Source organism: Pseudomonas fluorescens (assembly GCF_000730425.1).
GTDB classification, from domain to species: domain Bacteria; phylum Pseudomonadota; class Gammaproteobacteria; order Pseudomonadales; family Pseudomonadaceae; genus Aquipseudomonas; species Aquipseudomonas fluorescens_X.
On sequence record NZ_CP008896.1, the window covers coordinates 228,042 to 245,178 of the forward strand.

Here is a 17,137-nt window from a genome sequence, read left to right on the forward strand (position 1 = left end):
CCGAGAAATGAAAACCGGACACAAATAAGAGTGATTTGCATAAAAAAGCTGGCCTGGGTTATTTGGCGCGAATCAGGGTCAGCCACGGGCTGTAGTGGTCCACCCGGATCGGCAGGGTTTCGGCCAGGGCTGCGAAAGCACGACGGGGGTCGTTGAGTGGAAACACGCCCTGCACACGCAAGCCGCGCACCTGTGGGTCGACGCGCACAAAACCACGGTTGTAAGGGCGCAGGGCGTTGACCACCTGTTCCAGGGAGTCATCCAGCACGTTCAGATGCCCGGCGAGCCAGTCGGCCCGGTAGCTCTGGTTGCCGGCCAGCGGTTCGATGCGATTGGCGTGGAGCAGCACCGATTGGCCTTGCAGCACGGTGTGCTGGATGCCGTTGTGCAGTGTGGCCTGGACCGAATGCTCCAGCACCACCACCCGCGTGGCGCCTGGCTCCTGGGACACGAGAAAGCGCGTGCCCAACGCTTGGACGCTGCCCTGGGCGCTGCGCACGCGCAATGGCCGCTGGGAGTCGGCCGCCACCTGAATCACCAGTTCGCCGTGACGCAGGATGATCAAGCGCTGATGCTGATCGAATTGCAGGTCGACGGCGCTGCCTGCATTCAGGGTCAGGCGGCTGCCGTCCAGCAGGGTGAAGGTCTGGCGTTGACCGCGCGCGGTGTGCAGGTCGGCCAGCAGGTCGTCACCCAGCGGGCTGCGCGCCGCCAGCCACAGACCGCCACCCAGCAGACCCAGGCCCGTAATGGCCCGCAGCACTTCGCGGCGTGAACCCTGGGGTTGCAGCAGCACTTGCCGCGCTTCGCCGGGCAAGCGTTTGTCCAGGGCGCGCAGGGTGTTCCACGAGCCGCCCAGGCGCTCCTGCAAGCGGGCCCAGGCCTGGGCGTGGGCCGGGTCCATCGTCAGCCAGGCATCGAAGCGTTCCTGCAACCGTGCATCCGGCTTGTCGGCGCGCAAGCGCACCATCCAGTCGATGGCCTGTTCGCTGACCGGGTCCAGGCGGGCCTTGCTCATGGGGCCAGTTCGGCCAGGTAGCACTGGCGCAGGGCCTGTTTCATATAGCGGCTGACGGTGCGCTCGGACAATTGCAGTTTGCGTGCAATCGCCACGTAGCTCATACCGTCCAACTGGCTGTAGAGGAAGGTGGCCTTGACGATCAACGGCAAGCCATCAAGGGCACGGTCAATCGCCACCAGGGCCTGGATCAGTTGCAACTGCTCTTCGGGGGACGGTGCCAGCGCTTCGGGCGTTGCAGCCAGGCGCTCCAGGTAGGCGGTTTCCAGGCGGCTGCGGCGATAACGGTCAAAGATCAGCCGGCGCGCAATGGTCGAGAGATAGGCCCGTGGTTGCTCGATGCTGTCGGGATCGACCCGGGCGGCGAGCATCTGGCAGAAGGTGTCGGCGGCGGTGTCTTCGGCGTCCGCGTGGTTACGTACGCGGTGTTGGATATGTTGCAGCAGCCAACGGTGATGATCGTTGAAAAAGAAGCCCAGCTTGCGGAGTGGAGGTGATTGCACGGGTCGACTTTCTCAAGGGTGGTATTGTGAATCGTTCTCAATATTACCTTTTGCGCGAGGGGGGCTGCAACAATATGCAATTGTAGGCGCGAGCAAGCTCGCGCCGACAAAAACGGCATTACGGTTTTACAGGAATGGGTTGCGCGCAGCCATCCAGTGCCTGATCAACCAGCCCTTGCACACCGTCGAGCATCCGGCAAATGTCCAATGCCACGTTGCGTGGCGTGCCGTTGACTGGCGGCGCCTTGGGTTTGTGCGTCTGGGTTGCTGGGTTCAGGTAGTGGTTGATCGCGCGGTAGGCGCAGCTTGAAGTTGGCTTGAGTCGTAGCCTTGATGAAGCGGGGGGGGGGGCTGTGCTTGATCATGGTGAAGCTTTTTTGATTAATGGGGCCGCCACCTTCCGCGGTCAAACGAATTAGGGTGGCGGCTGTACGCGGGTTGAACGACCGGTAATCAAAGGAACCCGGCATACCCGAAGGTATCCCGCGCACAGCCGCCGCGACACGATACATCAGGCACAAAAAAACGCCTGAAATAGGTTTTGGCGTAGCAGCACTTCAATGAGTCGGGCGGTCGAATCCGGCCACTGATTTGGCAGCGGCGTCGGGAAGGTTAGTCAGTGCCTGTCCGAGGGACAACCTGAAACAGATATGGGAAGCGTCTGTGCGCCTCGATCAGCATTCAGGGCTTTTCTCCACGGCCCAACAATAACCGGGGAAGCACCATGCCGACTCTTTTCTGATAACCCCGGTACTGTTCGCCGAAGATATCCACCAGGTCCCGCTCTTCAAAATGCGCACCCATAAACAGATAGATCGACAGCCCCAAGGCCAGTAGCAAGTGGCCAGCGCTCATCTGCGGCGTCGCCCAGAACACAATCAGGAAGCCCAGGTACAGTGGATGGCGCACCCACTTGTAAAGCCCTGGTGTTTTAAAGGCATGGGCGCGGGATGTGGTATTACGCCAGTGGTCAATAGCCTGCTTAAGGCCAAACAGTTCAAAGTGGCTGATCAATAGCGTGGCGACCAGCACCAAGACCCAGCCCAGCCAGAACAGGGCGGTCAACAGCCCGCTTCCCCATGCCGTCTCTACTGCCCATATCCGGGCGGGCATGGGTTGCCAGAGCCAGAAAAGCAGGATCAGGGCCAGGCTGCTGAGCAAGACATAGGTCGAGCGCTCAGCGCAGGTGGGGACAAACCGGCTCAGCCATGCCTTGAAGCCTTTACGCGCCATTACCGAGTGTTGCACCGCGAACAGGAGCAGCAGCGACAGGTTGATCAGTGCGGCCCACCCACTGTTGATGACAATCCCATCGTCAATGTTCTTGGGCACGACCACACGGCCAAGAAAGCCAATCAGGTAGAGGAGGGTGATGAGGAAAACCAGATAGCAGAGGGTGCTATAGACCAATCCAGCCAGGCGCAGCGCCAGGCGGGTTGCAGCTGTTTCGGTGTTCATGAACGACTCCTTTCGTGCATGTGGGCTTTGCGGCCGCAGGCCAGGTTCCAGAGCGGGTGCGGACGGGACAAGGCTAGGTAGTGAACGGCATCTGGTCAAAGAAAGAGCAGAAAAGAGGGGGCGCTTACAACCCAGGCGAAGCACTTGTAGGTGTTAGCGAGGCTGCGATGTTGGCTTGAGCAGGTTTTCGATCACTCCCACAGGACGTGGGAGTGATCCGAGGAACAAGACGCTATCAGGCGATAGCATCCCAGGCGCGGTCGCCTTTCTCGTCTTTGATGCGGGTCGGCAGGCCCATCACGTCCAGCGCCTTGAGGAACGGCTCGGCTGGCAGTTCTTCAACGTTGGCCATGCGTTGTACGTCCCATTCGCCACGGGCCACCAGCAGCGCAGCGGCTACAGGTGGTACGCCGGCGGTGTAGGAGATGCCCTGGCTGTCGGTCTCGGCAAAGGCTTCTTCGTGGCAGGCCACGTTGTAGATGAACAGCTCGCGTGGCTGGCCATCCTTGGTGCCCTTGACCAGGTCGCCAATGCAGGTCTTGCCGGTGTAGCCCGGAGCCAGCGAGGACGGGTCCGGCAGTACGGCCTTGACCAGTTTCAAGGGCACCACTTCCAGGCCCTCGGCGGTGGTGACCGGTTTCTCGGAGAGCAGGCCGAGGTTTTTCAGTACGGTGAACACATTGATGTAGTGTTCGCCGAAGCTCATCCAGAACCGCACGTTGGGCACGTCGAGGTTTTTCGACAACGAGTGCACTTCATCGTGGCCGGTCAGGTACAGGTTCTGCGAGCCGACTACCGGCAGGTCGTCGGTACGCTTGACCTCGAACATGGTGTTGCTGGTCCACTGGCTGTCCTGCCAGCTCCACACCTGTCCGGTGAATTCGCGGAAGTTGATTTCCGGGTCGAAATTGGTGGCGAAATATTTGCCGTGGCTGCCGGCATTGACGTCGAGAATATCGATCGAATCAATACGGTCAAAATGCTGTTGTTGTGCCAGCGCCGCATAGGCGTTGACCACACCTGGGTCAAACCCCACACCGAGGATCGCAGTGATGTTCTTCTGCTTGCATTCCTCCAGGTGGTTCCACTCGTAGTTGCCGTACCACGGCGGGGTCTCGCAGACCTTGCCCGGCTCTTCGTGGATAGCGGTGTCGAGATAAGCCACGCCGGTATCGATGCAGGCACGCAGTACCGACATGTTGAGGAAGGCGGAGCCGACGTTGATGACGATCTGCGATTCGGTTTCGCGAATCAGTGCCTTGGTCGCTTCCACGTCCAAAGCGTTCAGCGCAAAGGCCTGGATCTGGGCGGGTACCTTGAGGCTACCCTTGGCCTTGACGCTGTCGATGATGGCCTGGCATTTGGAGATGTTGCGCGACGCGATAGCAATACGACCGAGTTCGTCGTTGTGCTGCGCGCACTTGTGGGCCACCACCTTGGCGACACCTCCTGCACCAATGATAAGAACGTTCTTTTTCAATTGCTTTATCTCTCCTTTATCTGTCCGCTTTACGAAAGGCTGGACAGGTAGTCGTCGTAACCAAACTCACGAACCACTTCGACTGTACCGTCGAGTTGTTTCACTACGATGGACGGCATTTTCAGGCCGTTGAACCAGTTTTTCTTGACCATGGTGTAGCCTGCCGTGTCGATGAACGACAGTCGATCGCCGATGGCCAGCGGCTGATCAAATTGATATTCGCCGAAGATGTCCCCGGCCAGGCACGACTTGCCGCACACCATGTAGGTGTGTTCGCCGGTGCTTGGCGCCAGCTTGGCGTTGAGGCGATAGATCAGCAGGTCCAGCAGGTGGGCTTCGATGGAGCTGTCGACCACGGCGAGGTGCTTGCCGTTGTACAGGGTATCGAGCACGGTGACTTCCAGGGATGCACTGTTGGTGATCGCCGCTTCGCCGGGTTCCAGGTACACCTGCACGTCGTACTTCTGCGAGAACGCCTTGAGGCGCTGGCAGAAGGCATCGATGGCATAGCCTTCACCGGTAAAGTGGATGCCACCGCCGAGGCTGACCCAGTTGACCTTGTGCAGCAGCGCGCCGAAGCGTTCTTCGATGGTGCCCAGCATCTTGTCGAACAGCTCGAAATCACCGTTCTCACAGTTGTTGTGGAACATGAAGCCGGAAATCTGCTCGATCACGCCTTCGATCTTCACCGGGTCCCACTCGCCCAGGCGGCTGAAGGGGCGCGCCGGGTCAGCCAGCAGGTAGTCGGAGCTGCTCACCTGCGGGTTGACGCGCAGGCCGCGGGTCTTGCCTTCGCTGCGCGGCGCAAAACGCTGCAGTTGGCTGATGGAGTTGAAGATGATCTTGTCGCAGTTGTCGAGCATCTCCTCAATCTCATCGTCAGCCCAGGCCACGCTGTAGGCGTGGGTTTCGCCTGCGAACTTCTGGCGACCGAGCTTGAGCTCATACAGTGATGAGGACGTGGTGCCGTCCATGTACTCCTGCATCAGGTCGAACACCGACCAGGTGGCAAAGCACTTGAGTGCCAGCAGCGCCTTGGCACCGGACTGCTCGCGTACGTAGGCGATCTTCTGCAGGTTGAGCAGAAGCTTCTGTTTGTCGATGAGGTAATACGGGGTTTTGATCATTTTTCAGAGCCTGCGGCGGAGCCTGCCAAAAAAGGACAGGCATTGTGCCCGCACTTGGGGCAGATCGAAAGGTTCGTCAGCGGATTTTGCTGGTCCCGGATCTAAAACCCTTCTCTTTAAATGGGAGGGACGACCGTGGCGCTGGCAAGCGGTACTGACGAGACTGGATGCTGACTTAACATGAGCATGTTTCGCGTTCATCTAAAGTAAAATGAGTTTGTCTCACTATTAAAGGCTGTCGACAATGGCTCCCATACCCACACATTGGAGATTTTTGTCATGGCAGTCGCTCATTCCCTTGGATTTCCGCGCATTGGACGCGATCGTGAACTGAAAAAAGCGCAGGAAGCGTTTTGGAAGGGCGAACTGGACGAAACCGGCCTGCGCGCCGTAGGTCGTGAGTTGCGCAAGACTCATTGGGACTTGCAGAAGCAGGCCGGTATCGAGTTGCTGCCCGCTGGCGACTTTGCGTGGTACGACCAGGTACTGACCCACTCGCTGATGTTCGGCGTGATCCCCGAGCGTTTCCGCCCGGCTGATGGCAAAGCCACGTTGCAGACCTTGTTCGGCATGGCCCGTGGTGTCAGTGACAGTTGCTGTGGTGGCGCCCATGCCCAGGAAATGACCAAGTGGTTCGACACCAACTACCACTATCTGGTACCTGAATTCAGCGTTGACCAACAGTTTCACCTGGGCTGGGATCAACTGTTTGAAGAGGTCCAGGAAGCCTGCGACCTGGGGCACACCGTCAAGCCAGTGGTGATCGGGCCGCTGACGTACCTGTGGCTGGGCAAGGCCAAGGGCGGTGACTTCGACAAGCTCGATTTGCTTGATCGCCTGCTGCCGCTGTACGGCCAGATTTTCCAGCGCCTGGCGCAGTTGGGTGTGGAGTGGGTGCAGATCGATGAGCCGATCCTGGCGCTCGATTTACCCCAGGATTGGAAAAATGCGTTTGAGCGCGCCTACAACCTGATCCAGCGTGATCCCCTGAAAAAACTGGTCGCCACCTACTTTGGCGGCCTGGAAGAAAACCTCGGCCTGGCGGCCAATTTGCCGGTCGATGGCCTGCACATTGACCTGGTGCGTGCACCGGAGCAATACCCGACGATTCTCGATCGTCTGCCAGCCTATAAAGTGCTGTCCCTGGGGGTGGTCAACGGGCGTAACGTGTGGCGCTGCGACCTGGAAAATGCCCTGGCCACCTTGCAGCACGCTCATGAGCGCCTGGGTGATCGCTTGTGGGTTGCGCCGTCCTGCTCGTTGCTGCATAGCCCAGTTGACCTGGCGCGTGAAGACAAGCTGGATGCCGAGCTCAAGAGCTGGCTGGCCTTCGCCGTGCAGAAGTGTGAAGAAGTGGCGGTGTTGACCCAGGCCATCAACCAGCCGCATGCGGCGAAGGGGGTGGCGGCCTTGGCCGAAAGCCGTGCCGTGCAGGCGGCCCGTGCCGCCTCGCCGCGGATCCACAAACCGACCGTGCAAGCTCGCGTTGCGGCCATCACCGGCAAGGACAGCCAACGCCAGTCACCGTTTGCCCAGCGGATTGCCAAGCAACGCGCCGGCCTCGACCTGCCACTGTTTCCGACCACCACCATTGGCTCGTTCCCGCAGACCGCTTCGATCCGCCTGGCGCGCCAGTCGTTCAAGGCCGGCAAATTGAGCGAGGCCGAATATGTCGAGGCGATGCACAGCGAGATCAAACACGCCGTTGAAGTGCAGGAAAATCTCGGCCTGGACGTGCTGGTACACGGCGAAGCCGAGCGTAACGACATGGTGGAGTACTTTGCCGAACAACTGGACGGCTATGCCTTCACCCGTTTTGGCTGGGTGCAGAGCTACGGTTCGCGGTGCGTGAAACCGGCGGTGATCTTCGGTGACCTGAGCCGTCCAAAAGCCATGACCGTGGCGTGGATCCGCTACGCCCAAGGCCTGACCGACAAGGTGATGAAGGGCATGCTGACCGGCCCGGTGACCATGCTGATGTGGTCATTCCCCCGGGAAGACGTGAGCCGTGAAGTGCAGGCCCGCCAGTTGGCGCTGGCGATTCGTGATGAAGTGGTGGACCTGGAAGCCGCCGGCATCAAGATCGTGCAGATTGATGAAGCGGCATTTCGCGAAGGCTTGCCCCTGCGCCGGGCCCAATGGCAACGCTACCTGGACTGGGCCACCGAAGTATTCCGCTTGTGCGCTTGCGGGGTGCGTGATGAAACCCAGATCCATACCCATATGTGCTACAGCGAATTCAACGATGTGATCGAGTCCATTGCGGCGATGGATGCCGACGTGATTACCATCGAAACCTCGCGTTCGGATATGGAACTGCTGGAGGCCTTCGAGGCCTTCGCTTACCCGAATGACATTGGCCCGGGCGTCTACGACATTCACTCGCCACGGGTGCCGGACGCCTCGGAAATGGTCCATCTGTTGCGCAAGGCCGCCAAGCGCATCCCGGCCGAGCGCCTGTGGGTCAACCCTGACTGCGGCCTGAAGACCCGTGGGTGGCCGGAGACAGAGGCTGCGTTGATTCATATGGTGGCGGCGGCGCGGCAACTGCGGGCTGAATTGGCGTAGCGGCGGCTCAGTCACACGATTGGGTGGCTGATACACCGCTATCGCCGGCAAGCCGGCTCCTACAGTTGTTTGGGTGGGGTATCCAAAATTCCCTGCCTCGCGCAATCCCCCTGTGGGAGCGGGCTTGCCCGCGATGGCGTTGGGTCAGTCAAGTCATTGTTGGCTGGTACACCGCTGTCGCCGGCAAGCTGGCTCCTACATTTGAACCTGTGTGGTTAGAGGTATTTAAGCCACGCAATATCCCGCCGCCGGGCCTTCAGCCGGGCAAACCAACGCACTGGCAGGTACAACGCCAGCGGCAAAAACAACGCCACCAGCCACACCACCTCCACGCTATCGAATCCGAAATGCGTCTGCTGGTTCAGGCCAAACAGTGCCACGCCCGTCACGTACAACACCTTCAACACATACAGATGCAGCAGATAAAAGAACATCGGCGCCGCACCGAACACCGCCAGCGTGCCGATCCAGCGCCGTTGCCCGGCGCGTTCGCAGCCCAGCAGCAACAAAAACCCCATACCCAATGTCAGCGCGAGGAACAGCAGCGAAGGTGGATACTTGGTGATGTTGAAGAAACTCATCAGCGTTTGCACGTGGCTGTCGTACACCTGCCACGGTGCCTCACCGTAGCCATTGATTGCGCGCAACACTACAAAGCCCACCAGCGCGCCAACGCCCGCCAGTAACAGATAACGCTGACGCTGCGCCGCCGGCATCGAGTCGGTAAACCACGGGCCGATGCCGTAACCCAGGGCAATCACCCCGATCCACGGCAGCACCGGGTACGTCGTGCGCAGGCGCAAGGTGTCGCCCACCTCGATCCAACTGCGTTCGTGCAGGATCGTCCAGGGAATGTGCAGCGCCGAACCCGCTGCGAAATGCAGGCCATCGAGCAGGTTGTGCCCCCCCATGATCAGCAATGCCAGGCCGATCAGCAGCGGGCGTGGCAACCACACCAGAGCGGCGAGGGCGATCATGCTCACGCCGATGGCCCAGATCACCTGCATGTAGATAACGCTGGGAGGCAGTTGGAAGGTCCAGGCGAAGTTCACCAGGGTCAATTCCAGTACCACCAGAAACAGCCCGCGCTTGAACAGAAACGCCGAGACATCACCACGCCCCTGGTGTTTTTCGCCGTACAGAAACGCCGACAAACCCGTCAGCAGTACAAACACCGGGGCGCACAAGTGGGCCAGGGTACGGCTGATAAACAGCGCGGGCTCCGTCATATCGATGCTCATCGGGTCGCTGACCTGGCGGTGCAGCAGGAACGTCTCGCGCACGTGGTCGAGCAACATGAACAGGATGACCAGGCCGCGCAGGGCATCGATGGAAAGCAGGCGTGTACGGGCAGTGGGAACAGCGTCAGCCATGGTGCAAGGTCGCCAGAGGGGAGGAAGAATAAGGTTATCTTATAACGTCTTTCGGCCGTCGTGGATTTCTGAGTCGGAATCGGATCATTCAGATGCTAGGGTAGGCCACTGACCTTGACGACCCTGGAGTCACTTATGAGCGCCCCGACTGATTTCAACGCTGTCGTGCAATTCTGGACGACGGCAGGCCCATCGCGCTGGTTCAAGAAAGATCAACAGTTTGACGCCGAGTTTGGTGCGCGCTTCCACGAGGCCCACTTCCAGGCGGCCAGGGGCGAGCTGGAGCACTGGATGGGCGAACCCGAAGGCGCGCTGGCGTTGCTGATCCTCCTCGATCAGTACCCACGCAATACTTTCCGGGGCACCGCCCACATGTTTGCCACTGACCCGCTGGCCAGGGCTTACGCCGGGCGCATGGTCGACGCGGGGATGGACCGTCTGATCGACCCGGCATTGCGCGCGTTCTGCTACTTGCCCTTTGAGCATTCAGAGCAGCCCGAGGACCAACAGCGCTCTTTGGCATTGAACCAGCAGCTCGATGCCGATACCTACCACTGGGCCAAGGAGCATGCCGAGATCATCGAGCGATTTGGCCGGTTTCCCCATCGCAATGCGGCGCTGGGCCGGGTGACGACGGAGGAGGAACAGGCGTTCCTTTCGGGGGGTGGGTTTTCCGGTTAGGTTGCAAGAACCAGCCGTATTCCACCGAGGAATGCCCCGATAAAAAAGCGGCATTGTATTTATCGCCGCACATCTCGTAGCGTGGCTGCTCACCCAAGGAGATACCGCCGTGACGAACCCGCCGATGCGTTTGTATGTCGATGCCCCGTTCACCAGCCCCTATGCGATGTCGGTGTTTGTGACCCTGCGGGAAAAAGGCTTGCCGTTCGAGGTGCACACCCTGGATCTGGAGGCGCTGGAGCAACAGGCGCCGGTATTTACCGGGCTGTCCGTGACCCAGCGGGTACCGACCCTGGAGCAGGGCGGGTTTGCCTTGTCCGAGTCGTCGGCCATTACCGAGTACCTGGAGGATGTGTTCCCGCAGGTGCCGGTGTACCCCAGGGAGCCACGCCAACGCGCGCGGGCGCGGCAGATTCAGGCGTGGTTGCGCAGCGACTTGCTGCCGATCCGCCAGGAGCGCTCCACGCTGGTGGTGTTTTACGGGGTCAGGTTCGGCCCGTTATCAGCCCCTGCACAGGTGGCGGCAAACAAACTGATTGCAGCGGCACAGCACTGGTTGGCCGCGGGCGACGACTATCTGTTTGGCCAATGGTCGATTGCCGATGTGGATCTGGCTGTGATGCTCAACCGCCTGATTCTCAACGGCGATCCGGTGCCCGCGCCGCTGGTGGCGTATGCCCGGCGGCAATGGCAGCGGCCATCGGTGCAGGCCTGGGTCAGGCAGGTACGTCCGGCGTTGTAGCGCCCAGCGGCCATTCCTGCGCGACCCGGCGTTCGAGGTCTTCCCAGTCTTCCATGCCCAGCACCCGGGTGGTGTTCAGTCCGCGCAGATAACCACGCAACTGCTGGGCGGCGGCGCAGGCTTGGTCAGGGTCGGCTGCGGGGTCCTGCAGGATAGTTTCGTACTCGACCAAATACTCGGCAACGCGTTCGCGGAACTCTGGCAGGACGGCATTGCGGATGCGATCAAAGGTCTTCTGATGAGGTTTCATGGACAGGTCCTTCTTATAGATTTTATTGTATGAGCGCTGACGACTTTAGGCGCCGGCTTGCCGGCGCCTACAGAGGGTTCAGTTGGGCATGGCTTCACGGCTGAAGGCATGCACCGCTGACACCAGCCCCTTGGCGGCCAGGGCCACCAGTTCACCGCCTTTCTCCGGGGTTGCCAGGGCCGGGTCGGACCCCATGCGCCCATCCGGGTGGCGGGCGCGGAAGTCCTGGGCTTCGCGGATCGGGCCGGCGGGCGCAATCTGCGGCGAATAGTCTGCTGTCTTGATCGAGTCCGGGTAAGCCCACTGGGTAATCGCGATCTCCGAAGGTGTCGCGTGGGTGCCATGCCCGGTCGGGAACTGCGCCCGCGCCAGCTCGCCGACGCCCTCCAGGTCCCACCAATTGCAGAGTTTCAAGGCGAAGCCGGCGGGGCGGCGGGCGAAGCTGGCCTCGGCGTACAACTCGGAAAAGGCCGCTTCGATCGTGGCGATATTGCCGCCATGGCCATTGAGGAACAGGATTTTTTCGAAACCATGGGCGGCCAGGGAGCGGGTCCAATCGCCAATGGCCGCGATAAAGGTCGACGGACGCAGGGAGATGGTGCCGGGGAACCCGAGGTGGTGTTGGGCCATGCCGATATTGAAGGTGGGGCCGACCAGGATATCAGCGTCTTTTTGCGCCTGATGGGCAATGATTTGCGGGCACATCCAATCGGTGCCCAACAGGCCGGTAGGACCATGTTGTTCGTTGGAACCGATGGGAATCACCACGGTGCGGCTGCGGTCAAGAAACTGGCCAATCTCGATCCACGTTGACTGGTGCAAAAGCATTTCAGGTCCTCTCTCTGGTCAGGCTTGGCCTGTCAGATACTACCTCAACCGGCGCTGGCGATCTGGCGCGGCTTGCAATTGAGGTAGGCCGAGGATTTCAGCCAGCGCTGATCGGGATACCAGGAGAACATGAACTGGCCATCCTTGAGCTTGTCCACCACCTGGCGCGCCACTTGCGGGCGTACGGCAGGGCAACCCTGGCTGCGGCCGATCCGACCTTCACGCTTGCTCCACAACGGGCTGACGTAGTCGGCGGCATGGATCACGATGGCGCGGTCGCGGGCCAGGTCATTGAAGCCTGGCTCCAGGCCGTCCATGCGCAACGAGTAGCCGTGGGTGCCGTGGTAGCTTTCCTGGGTGCGGAACAGACCGAGGCTGGACTGGTGGCTGCCTTCGCTGTTGGAGAACTGGGTGGCGAAGTTTTCCCCGGATTTTTGCCCGTGGGCCACCAGATCGCGCAGCACCAGCTTTTTTTGGCGTAGATCGAAAATCCACAGGCGACGGGCGGTCGAAGGTTGCGAGTAGTCGATCACGGCCAGGCGTTCGGCGCGTTCCTGGCCGTTATTGACGGCACACTGCATCGCGCCCAGAGCGCTTTTGAGGACGGCGGGATTGAGTTCTGGAGCCGAGCGCGCCAGGCTGCTATACAAGGTATGAGGTTTGGCATTCTCTGCGAAGGCACCCGAACAGAAAGCGGCCAGGGCGGCGGCGATCAGGCCGAGTCGGCAGTCAATATTCAGCATTTATCGAGCATCTCCGCCGTAGATTGGAGCTAAGCCATTGTTCAAAAAAACTGCATGTTACTTGAGCCTTTGCTTGCTCGTAGCACCATTGGTCGCCACGGCCGATGAAGTGCCGGTCGAGCCGTCAAACCCAGTACAGCTGGCACTTGGGCAGTTGTCGAGCGTCTGCCCCGGTTTAGCCACCCGGTTGGATATGCCGGCCGAGTTGCGGTTGCAGGCTTTTTACCAGCAGCACGGCAACACCGCCCTCTGGTCGGTGGACGGACGCCGGCAGGCGTTGCAGGGCCAGTTGCTGTTGCTGGCCGACGACGGCCTCGACCCGGCGCACTATCGGCTGCCCGACACGACAACGACCGACAATGTGCTGTGTACCGATTTCGCAACCAGCCAGCGCTATCTGCAAGCCCTGCATGACTTGCACTACGGCCGTTTGCAGCAGGCCCATTATGAGCCGCTGTGGCATTCCCAGCCGCCGAGCGAGGATCCGGTCCTTGTCGTGCTGGCCCTGGCCAATACCGGTCTTGCGGACATGGCGGCAGCATTCGATCAGGCCCGGCCCGGCGCCGAACTGTACCGCAACCTGCGCAAGGTCTACGCCACCCAACGCCTGCAACCGTTGCCGCAGTGGGGCATGATGACCGACGGCCCTTTGTTGCGTCCGGGTCGGGAGGATCCACGGGTGCCGGAATTGGCCCGGCGCCTGGTCAGCGGCGGCTACCTGACGAGCGCACCCAAGGGGCATCAATACAGCAACGATCTGGTGGAGGCGGTGAAGCGCTTCCAGTCCAGCCATTCACTGCAAGCCGACGGAGTGATCGGCCCGGGCACGGTGACCGAACTCAACGTCAGCCCGGCGCTGCGGCGCGGGCAACTGCAGGTCAACCTTGAGCGTTTTCGCTGGCTGGCCCAGGACCTGGAGCCGGACGGCATCCTGGTCAACGTCGCGGCTGCCCAGTTGAGCGTCTACCAGGGGGGCGTACCTGTGTGGCAGACCCGTTTGCAGGTGGGCCGTGCCGAACGGCAGACGCCGCTGCTCAAGTCGCGCATCACGCGGTTGACCCTCAACCCCACCTGGACGATCCCGCCGACCATCATGCGCGAGGACAAGTTACCGGCCATTCGCCTGAACCCGGAGTACCTGCGCCAACAGAATCTCAAAGTGCTCGACAGTGAAGGTCGCGCGCTGTCACCGGAGCAGGTGGATTGGTCGCACCCCGGTAATATCCTGCTGCGCCAGGACGCCGGCCCACGCAACCCGTTGGGCAGGATCGTCATGCGTTTCCCCAACCCGTTCTCCGTGTACCTGCACGACACGCCCAGCCAGCCGTTGTTCCGCAAGGGGCCGCGGGCCTTCAGTTCGGGCTGTGTAAGGGTGGAGCAGCCGATGGTGCTGCGTGATCTGCTGGTGAACCCGGCTGAAAAGGCGCGGACTGAGGCGTTGTTGGCGAGCGGAGTAACCCATGAGTTCCGCCTGGCCACGCCGGTACCGGTGCTGCTGGGCTATTGGACAGCCCAGGTGGATAGCCAGGGTGCGTTGCTGTACGCCCCCGATATTTATGGCCGCGACGGGGTGTTGTTGAAAGCCTTGGGCGCAGCCCTGTAGACGCTAACAGAGTGTGTGGGCTTGCCCGCGATGGCGCAGTGTCAGTCGAAGAGTATATTGGCTGGTTCACCGTCATCGCCGGCCAGCCAGCGCCTACATTTGGTTTGTGGTGTGCCCAGTATTCTCTTTCAACTAAAAGCAGCTGCGGATCTGTGCAATATGAGACCCGGTTGGCATCCTTGAAAGAATAACCATCAGGTATTTCTCAAACGCTCAAGAAACCTACCAAGCTTGCCGACGTGATGGGTACATACCCAGGAGCGTTCAATATGAGCAGTCAACGTTTGGCAGTCGGTATCAGCCTGTTTTTTGTGCTCGTCAGCGGCAGTGGTCAAGCGTCCACGACCGTCGCTCAAGGTGTTATCCAGTTCCATGGCAGCATCGTCGAGGCGACTTGCGCGGCGGGCAGTGGGAGCGGGTCGACATTGGCACTCAGTGGTTGTCCGACGTCTGCATCCGGGGGCAACATCAGTGCCTACGGCGTCGAGCCGGTGCGCACGGTCAGTGCGCTGGATCACTCAGTGGTCAAGGTCAAACTGGTGACTGAAGCAACGGACGATGGTCGTTACTTCAATCGCCAGTACAGCTTGAGCGATGAGGCAGGCAGACCGCTGCGTTCAGGGGCGTACCTGGTGACGCTGAGTTACCCGTAGGCAGGTTGACCGAGTTGCTCACACAGGAAGTGCGTGCTGGCAAGCCTGGATGTCGGGTGGAATGCCAGCAAACCAGTGGCAACCTTTAGATAGGCGACGTCTTCGCAGGACATAAAGGCCATGCCTCCCAGGATTTCGAAGGCGCGAGTGCTGATGCGGTTCACGGCGTCCTGGATAGAGAACCGGGTTGCTTGCGCCCGCGCCAAGTCACTGCGCAAGAACCGGTGGGCATCAATCGAAGCCGCCAGGCCGCGCAAGGCCATGGTGGCTCCCTGCTGATCAATGAGCAGTGTGGCTCGATCATCTGGTGAGCCTTTATTGTTTGCCAATGCGCGTGCTGCCAGAGCAGATGCCATCCCCAGGTAGGAAGCGCTGGCCAGCAGTTGAAACCAGATGGCGAACAAATGGTTGCCGGTTCCGTGTTGGGCATCGTCGAGTTGATCATCGACGGCGGTGCTGAAACACATCATGGCTTCGGGAACCAGCAAGTTATTGAACGTGACTTCGTGGCTGTCCGCGGCCTGTAAATGCGGTACGGACCAGAATTTTTTCCGCTCGATACTGGGGTCTTCAGCAAAACCCACACCAATGCCGACTTGGGCCTGACCTTCAGGATTAACGTAGTTGACGCCAAAAGTAATGATGTCGAAGTGATGTGTCAGCGTGCAAGGTTTCTTGCTTCCATTGACGATGTAACCTTCGAGGTTTTTTTCAACGGCCATTGTTGATTCTAAGATGGGCGTATTTGTGCGGCCTTCCGCAAATCCAGAAGCGACTAATAGATTGTCGCGTGCAATCAGGCCTAACAGGCCCTGAATATCGGGAAAAAAATGCCTGGCGGCCATCATCCCCGCGACGGTGTGGTGATGCATGGTCATCATGATTGCCAGAGAAGGGCAGCGTGCACCGACCCAAGTGTGCAACTGCGCCATACTTAATGCGCTGACACCCTCGCCACCGAGTTCTTTGGCAATGGTGAGCGCAGGATGGCCGACACGGCGAAACATATCGGCTAATTGTTGAGACTCTGCGCGTTCAAGATCCAGCAGTGAGGACGTTTCAAGGAAAGATGCCATGTCCGGCATCAGTTCGAAGGTGGTGTTTCTTTCTTCATGTAAAAACATATCAGATAAATTCTTCAGGGCTTTGAAAGTTATATTGGAGTTTCAGTTTTCAAGTAATGACGCGCATAACGGCTGTCCAAATTGGAAAGTGGCAACAACATAAAGAAATCGGCCACGTTGAAATCATGGTCCCAGGCCGGCTCACCACACACCCAAGCTCCGCTACGCAAATAGCCCTTTAACAGTGGCGGCATCTGTGGCGTCGCCCGGGCGTCCCGGTCATGCACTGGAAATGGGTGGTGTGGGGTGACGTGATAGTCGGCGGGGGCAAAGTTCTTCGCAGTGAACGTGTGATACAACGCAGCGGCATTGTGCCCTCCATCAGCCAGGCTAACGCTGGCGCAACCCATCAGGTAATCACAGCGCTCACGTCGCAAATACCTTGCTAAACCCGCCCACAACAACATGATGACGCTACCACTGCGGTAGTCCGGATGGACACAGGCATGCCCCGCTTCGGTTATACGCATCCGTAGATGTTTTAAGCGACTCAGGTCGAATTCCTCTTCAGAGTAAAAGCGTCCCATGCGTTGCGCGGCCGTCGGGCTCATCACGCGGTATGTGCCGACTACGTATGATGTTTGGGGGTCACGTACAATTAAATGATCACAATAGTCGTCAAATGCATCAATGTTTAGACCATCAGAATTGGCAGACGTCGAAATATGGAAAGTTTCATTGAATACTTTATGGCGTAGACGTTGTGCTTCACGCACTTCTTCTTGTGTGCTGGCAAGGCTTACCGTTAATGTCGAGCGGTGGGTGTTTGTGTTTAAGGGGCTGTCACTGAGTGCTTTAGTTGGTTGCATGTGACTTCCTTTGTGGTTTTTTGTAATCCGATTAGATAGTGGTTGAAATGCTAGCTTGCCATTTAGAGGGGTGACATAAGGAAAGTCTGAAGGTTTCAGGAGCGCTATTACTAAGATTTGGGTAGAGTTATTTTTAGGGAATTAATTAAGGGCGAAAGCATGTTTTTACCGCGAACG

At 59.5% G+C, this 17,137-nt stretch carries 16 protein-coding genes; 5 read left to right on the top strand and 11 right to left on the bottom strand.

Annotation, left to right across the window (positions count from 1 at the left end; genetic code table 11):
* Positions 1-58 precede the first annotated feature (58 nt).
* From HZ99_RS00760 to HZ99_RS00780, 5 genes are all read right to left on the bottom strand, one after another.
* Positions 59-1,018, bottom strand: coding sequence for a FecR domain-containing protein (locus HZ99_RS00760; protein ID WP_038440562.1), 960 nt, complete (start codon positions 1,016-1,018; stop codon positions 59-61).
* Positions 1,015-1,521, bottom strand: a complete 507-nt coding sequence (locus HZ99_RS00765; RefSeq protein WP_038440563.1) for a sigma-70 family RNA polymerase sigma factor — start codon at positions 1,519-1,521, stop codon at positions 1,015-1,017. Before HZ99_RS00765 ends, HZ99_RS00760 begins: the two co-directional genes overlap by 4 nt.
* Positions 1,522-2,202: 681 nt before the next feature.
* Complete coding sequence (gene mddA, locus HZ99_RS00770) at positions 2,203-2,979, bottom strand: methanethiol S-methyltransferase (protein WP_051902969.1); 777 nt, start codon at positions 2,977-2,979, stop codon at positions 2,203-2,205.
* A 235-nt stretch (positions 2,980-3,214) separates the two neighbouring features.
* A complete protein-coding gene (locus HZ99_RS00775; protein ID WP_038440565.1) occupies positions 3,215-4,459 on the bottom strand; it encodes a saccharopine dehydrogenase family protein in 1,245 nt (414 codons plus the stop codon).
* 29 nt (positions 4,460-4,488) lie between these two features.
* The gene (locus HZ99_RS00780) at positions 4,489-5,586 is read right to left on the bottom strand and encodes a carboxynorspermidine decarboxylase (protein WP_038440566.1); all 1,098 of its coding nucleotides are present in this window, start codon (positions 5,584-5,586) and stop codon (positions 4,489-4,491) included.
* Between the two features lie 279 nt (positions 5,587-5,865).
* Between HZ99_RS00780 and metE the strand changes: the two genes are divergently transcribed.
* The gene (gene metE, locus HZ99_RS00785) at positions 5,866-8,154 is read left to right on the top strand and encodes a 5-methyltetrahydropteroyltriglutamate--homocysteine S-methyltransferase (protein ID WP_038440567.1); all 2,289 of its coding nucleotides are present in this window, start codon (positions 5,866-5,868) and stop codon (positions 8,152-8,154) included.
* Between the two features lie 215 nt (positions 8,155-8,369).
* Here metE and HZ99_RS00790 read toward each other — a convergent pair whose 3' ends face one another.
* Positions 8,370-9,527 carry a DUF1624 domain-containing protein gene (locus tag HZ99_RS00790; RefSeq protein WP_038440568.1) on the bottom strand — a complete coding sequence of 386 codons (1,158 nt, stop codon included), beginning with the start codon at positions 9,525-9,527 and terminating at the stop codon, positions 8,370-8,372.
* 135 nt (positions 9,528-9,662) lie between these two features.
* On the opposite strand from HZ99_RS00790, the gene HZ99_RS00795 reads away from it, so the two are divergent.
* Both HZ99_RS00795 and yfcF read left to right on the top strand, forming a co-directional pair.
* Positions 9,663-10,208 carry a DUF924 family protein gene (locus HZ99_RS00795; protein ID WP_038440570.1) on the top strand — a complete coding sequence of 182 codons (546 nt, stop codon included), beginning with the start codon at positions 9,663-9,665 and terminating at the stop codon, positions 10,206-10,208.
* Positions 10,209-10,332: 124 nt separating this feature from the next.
* A complete protein-coding gene (yfcF, locus tag HZ99_RS00800; RefSeq protein WP_404942444.1) occupies positions 10,333-10,950 on the top strand; it encodes a glutathione transferase in 618 nt (205 codons plus the stop codon).
* Here the strand turns inward: yfcF and HZ99_RS00805 are convergent.
* The 3 genes from HZ99_RS00805 to HZ99_RS00815 form a co-directional block, all read right to left on the bottom strand.
* Positions 10,925-11,200 (bottom strand): hypothetical protein, encoded by a 276-nt coding sequence (locus HZ99_RS00805; protein WP_038440573.1) that lies wholly within the window; start codon positions 11,198-11,200, stop codon positions 10,925-10,927. The two genes, yfcF and HZ99_RS00805, sit on opposite strands and share 26 nt — an antisense overlap.
* A gap of 78 nt (positions 11,201-11,278) precedes the next feature.
* A complete protein-coding gene (locus tag HZ99_RS00810) occupies positions 11,279-12,028 on the bottom strand; it encodes a creatininase family protein (RefSeq protein ID WP_038440574.1) in 750 nt (249 codons plus the stop codon).
* 44 nt (positions 12,029-12,072) lie between these two features.
* Positions 12,073-12,771 carry a murein L,D-transpeptidase catalytic domain family protein gene (locus tag HZ99_RS00815; RefSeq protein ID WP_038440575.1) on the bottom strand — a complete coding sequence of 233 codons (699 nt, stop codon included), beginning with the start codon at positions 12,769-12,771 and terminating at the stop codon, positions 12,073-12,075.
* Positions 12,772-12,808: 37 nt separating this feature from the next.
* On the opposite strand from HZ99_RS00815, the gene HZ99_RS00820 reads away from it, so the two are divergent.
* Together HZ99_RS00820 and HZ99_RS00825 are read left to right on the top strand one after the other, a co-directional pair.
* Entirely contained in the window at positions 12,809-14,374 is a 1,566-nt protein-coding gene (locus tag HZ99_RS00820; protein WP_038440576.1) for a L,D-transpeptidase family protein, read from the top strand.
* A gap of 269 nt (positions 14,375-14,643) precedes the next feature.
* On the top strand, positions 14,644-15,027 hold the full coding sequence (locus HZ99_RS00825; RefSeq protein WP_038440578.1) for a hypothetical protein: 384 nt from the start codon (positions 14,644-14,646) through the stop codon (positions 15,025-15,027).
* On the opposite strand, the gene HZ99_RS00830 is transcribed toward HZ99_RS00825, so the two are convergent.
* On the bottom strand, positions 15,018-16,151 hold the full coding sequence (locus HZ99_RS00830) for an acyl-CoA dehydrogenase family protein (RefSeq protein ID WP_051902970.1): 1,134 nt from the start codon (positions 16,149-16,151) through the stop codon (positions 15,018-15,020). The two genes, HZ99_RS00825 and HZ99_RS00830, sit on opposite strands and share 10 nt — an antisense overlap.
* A gap of 29 nt (positions 16,152-16,180) precedes the next feature.
* Positions 16,181-16,960, bottom strand: coding sequence for a GNAT family N-acetyltransferase (locus tag HZ99_RS27475; RefSeq protein WP_080727640.1), 780 nt, complete (start codon positions 16,958-16,960; stop codon positions 16,181-16,183).
* Between the last annotated feature and the right edge of the window lie 177 nt (positions 16,961-17,137).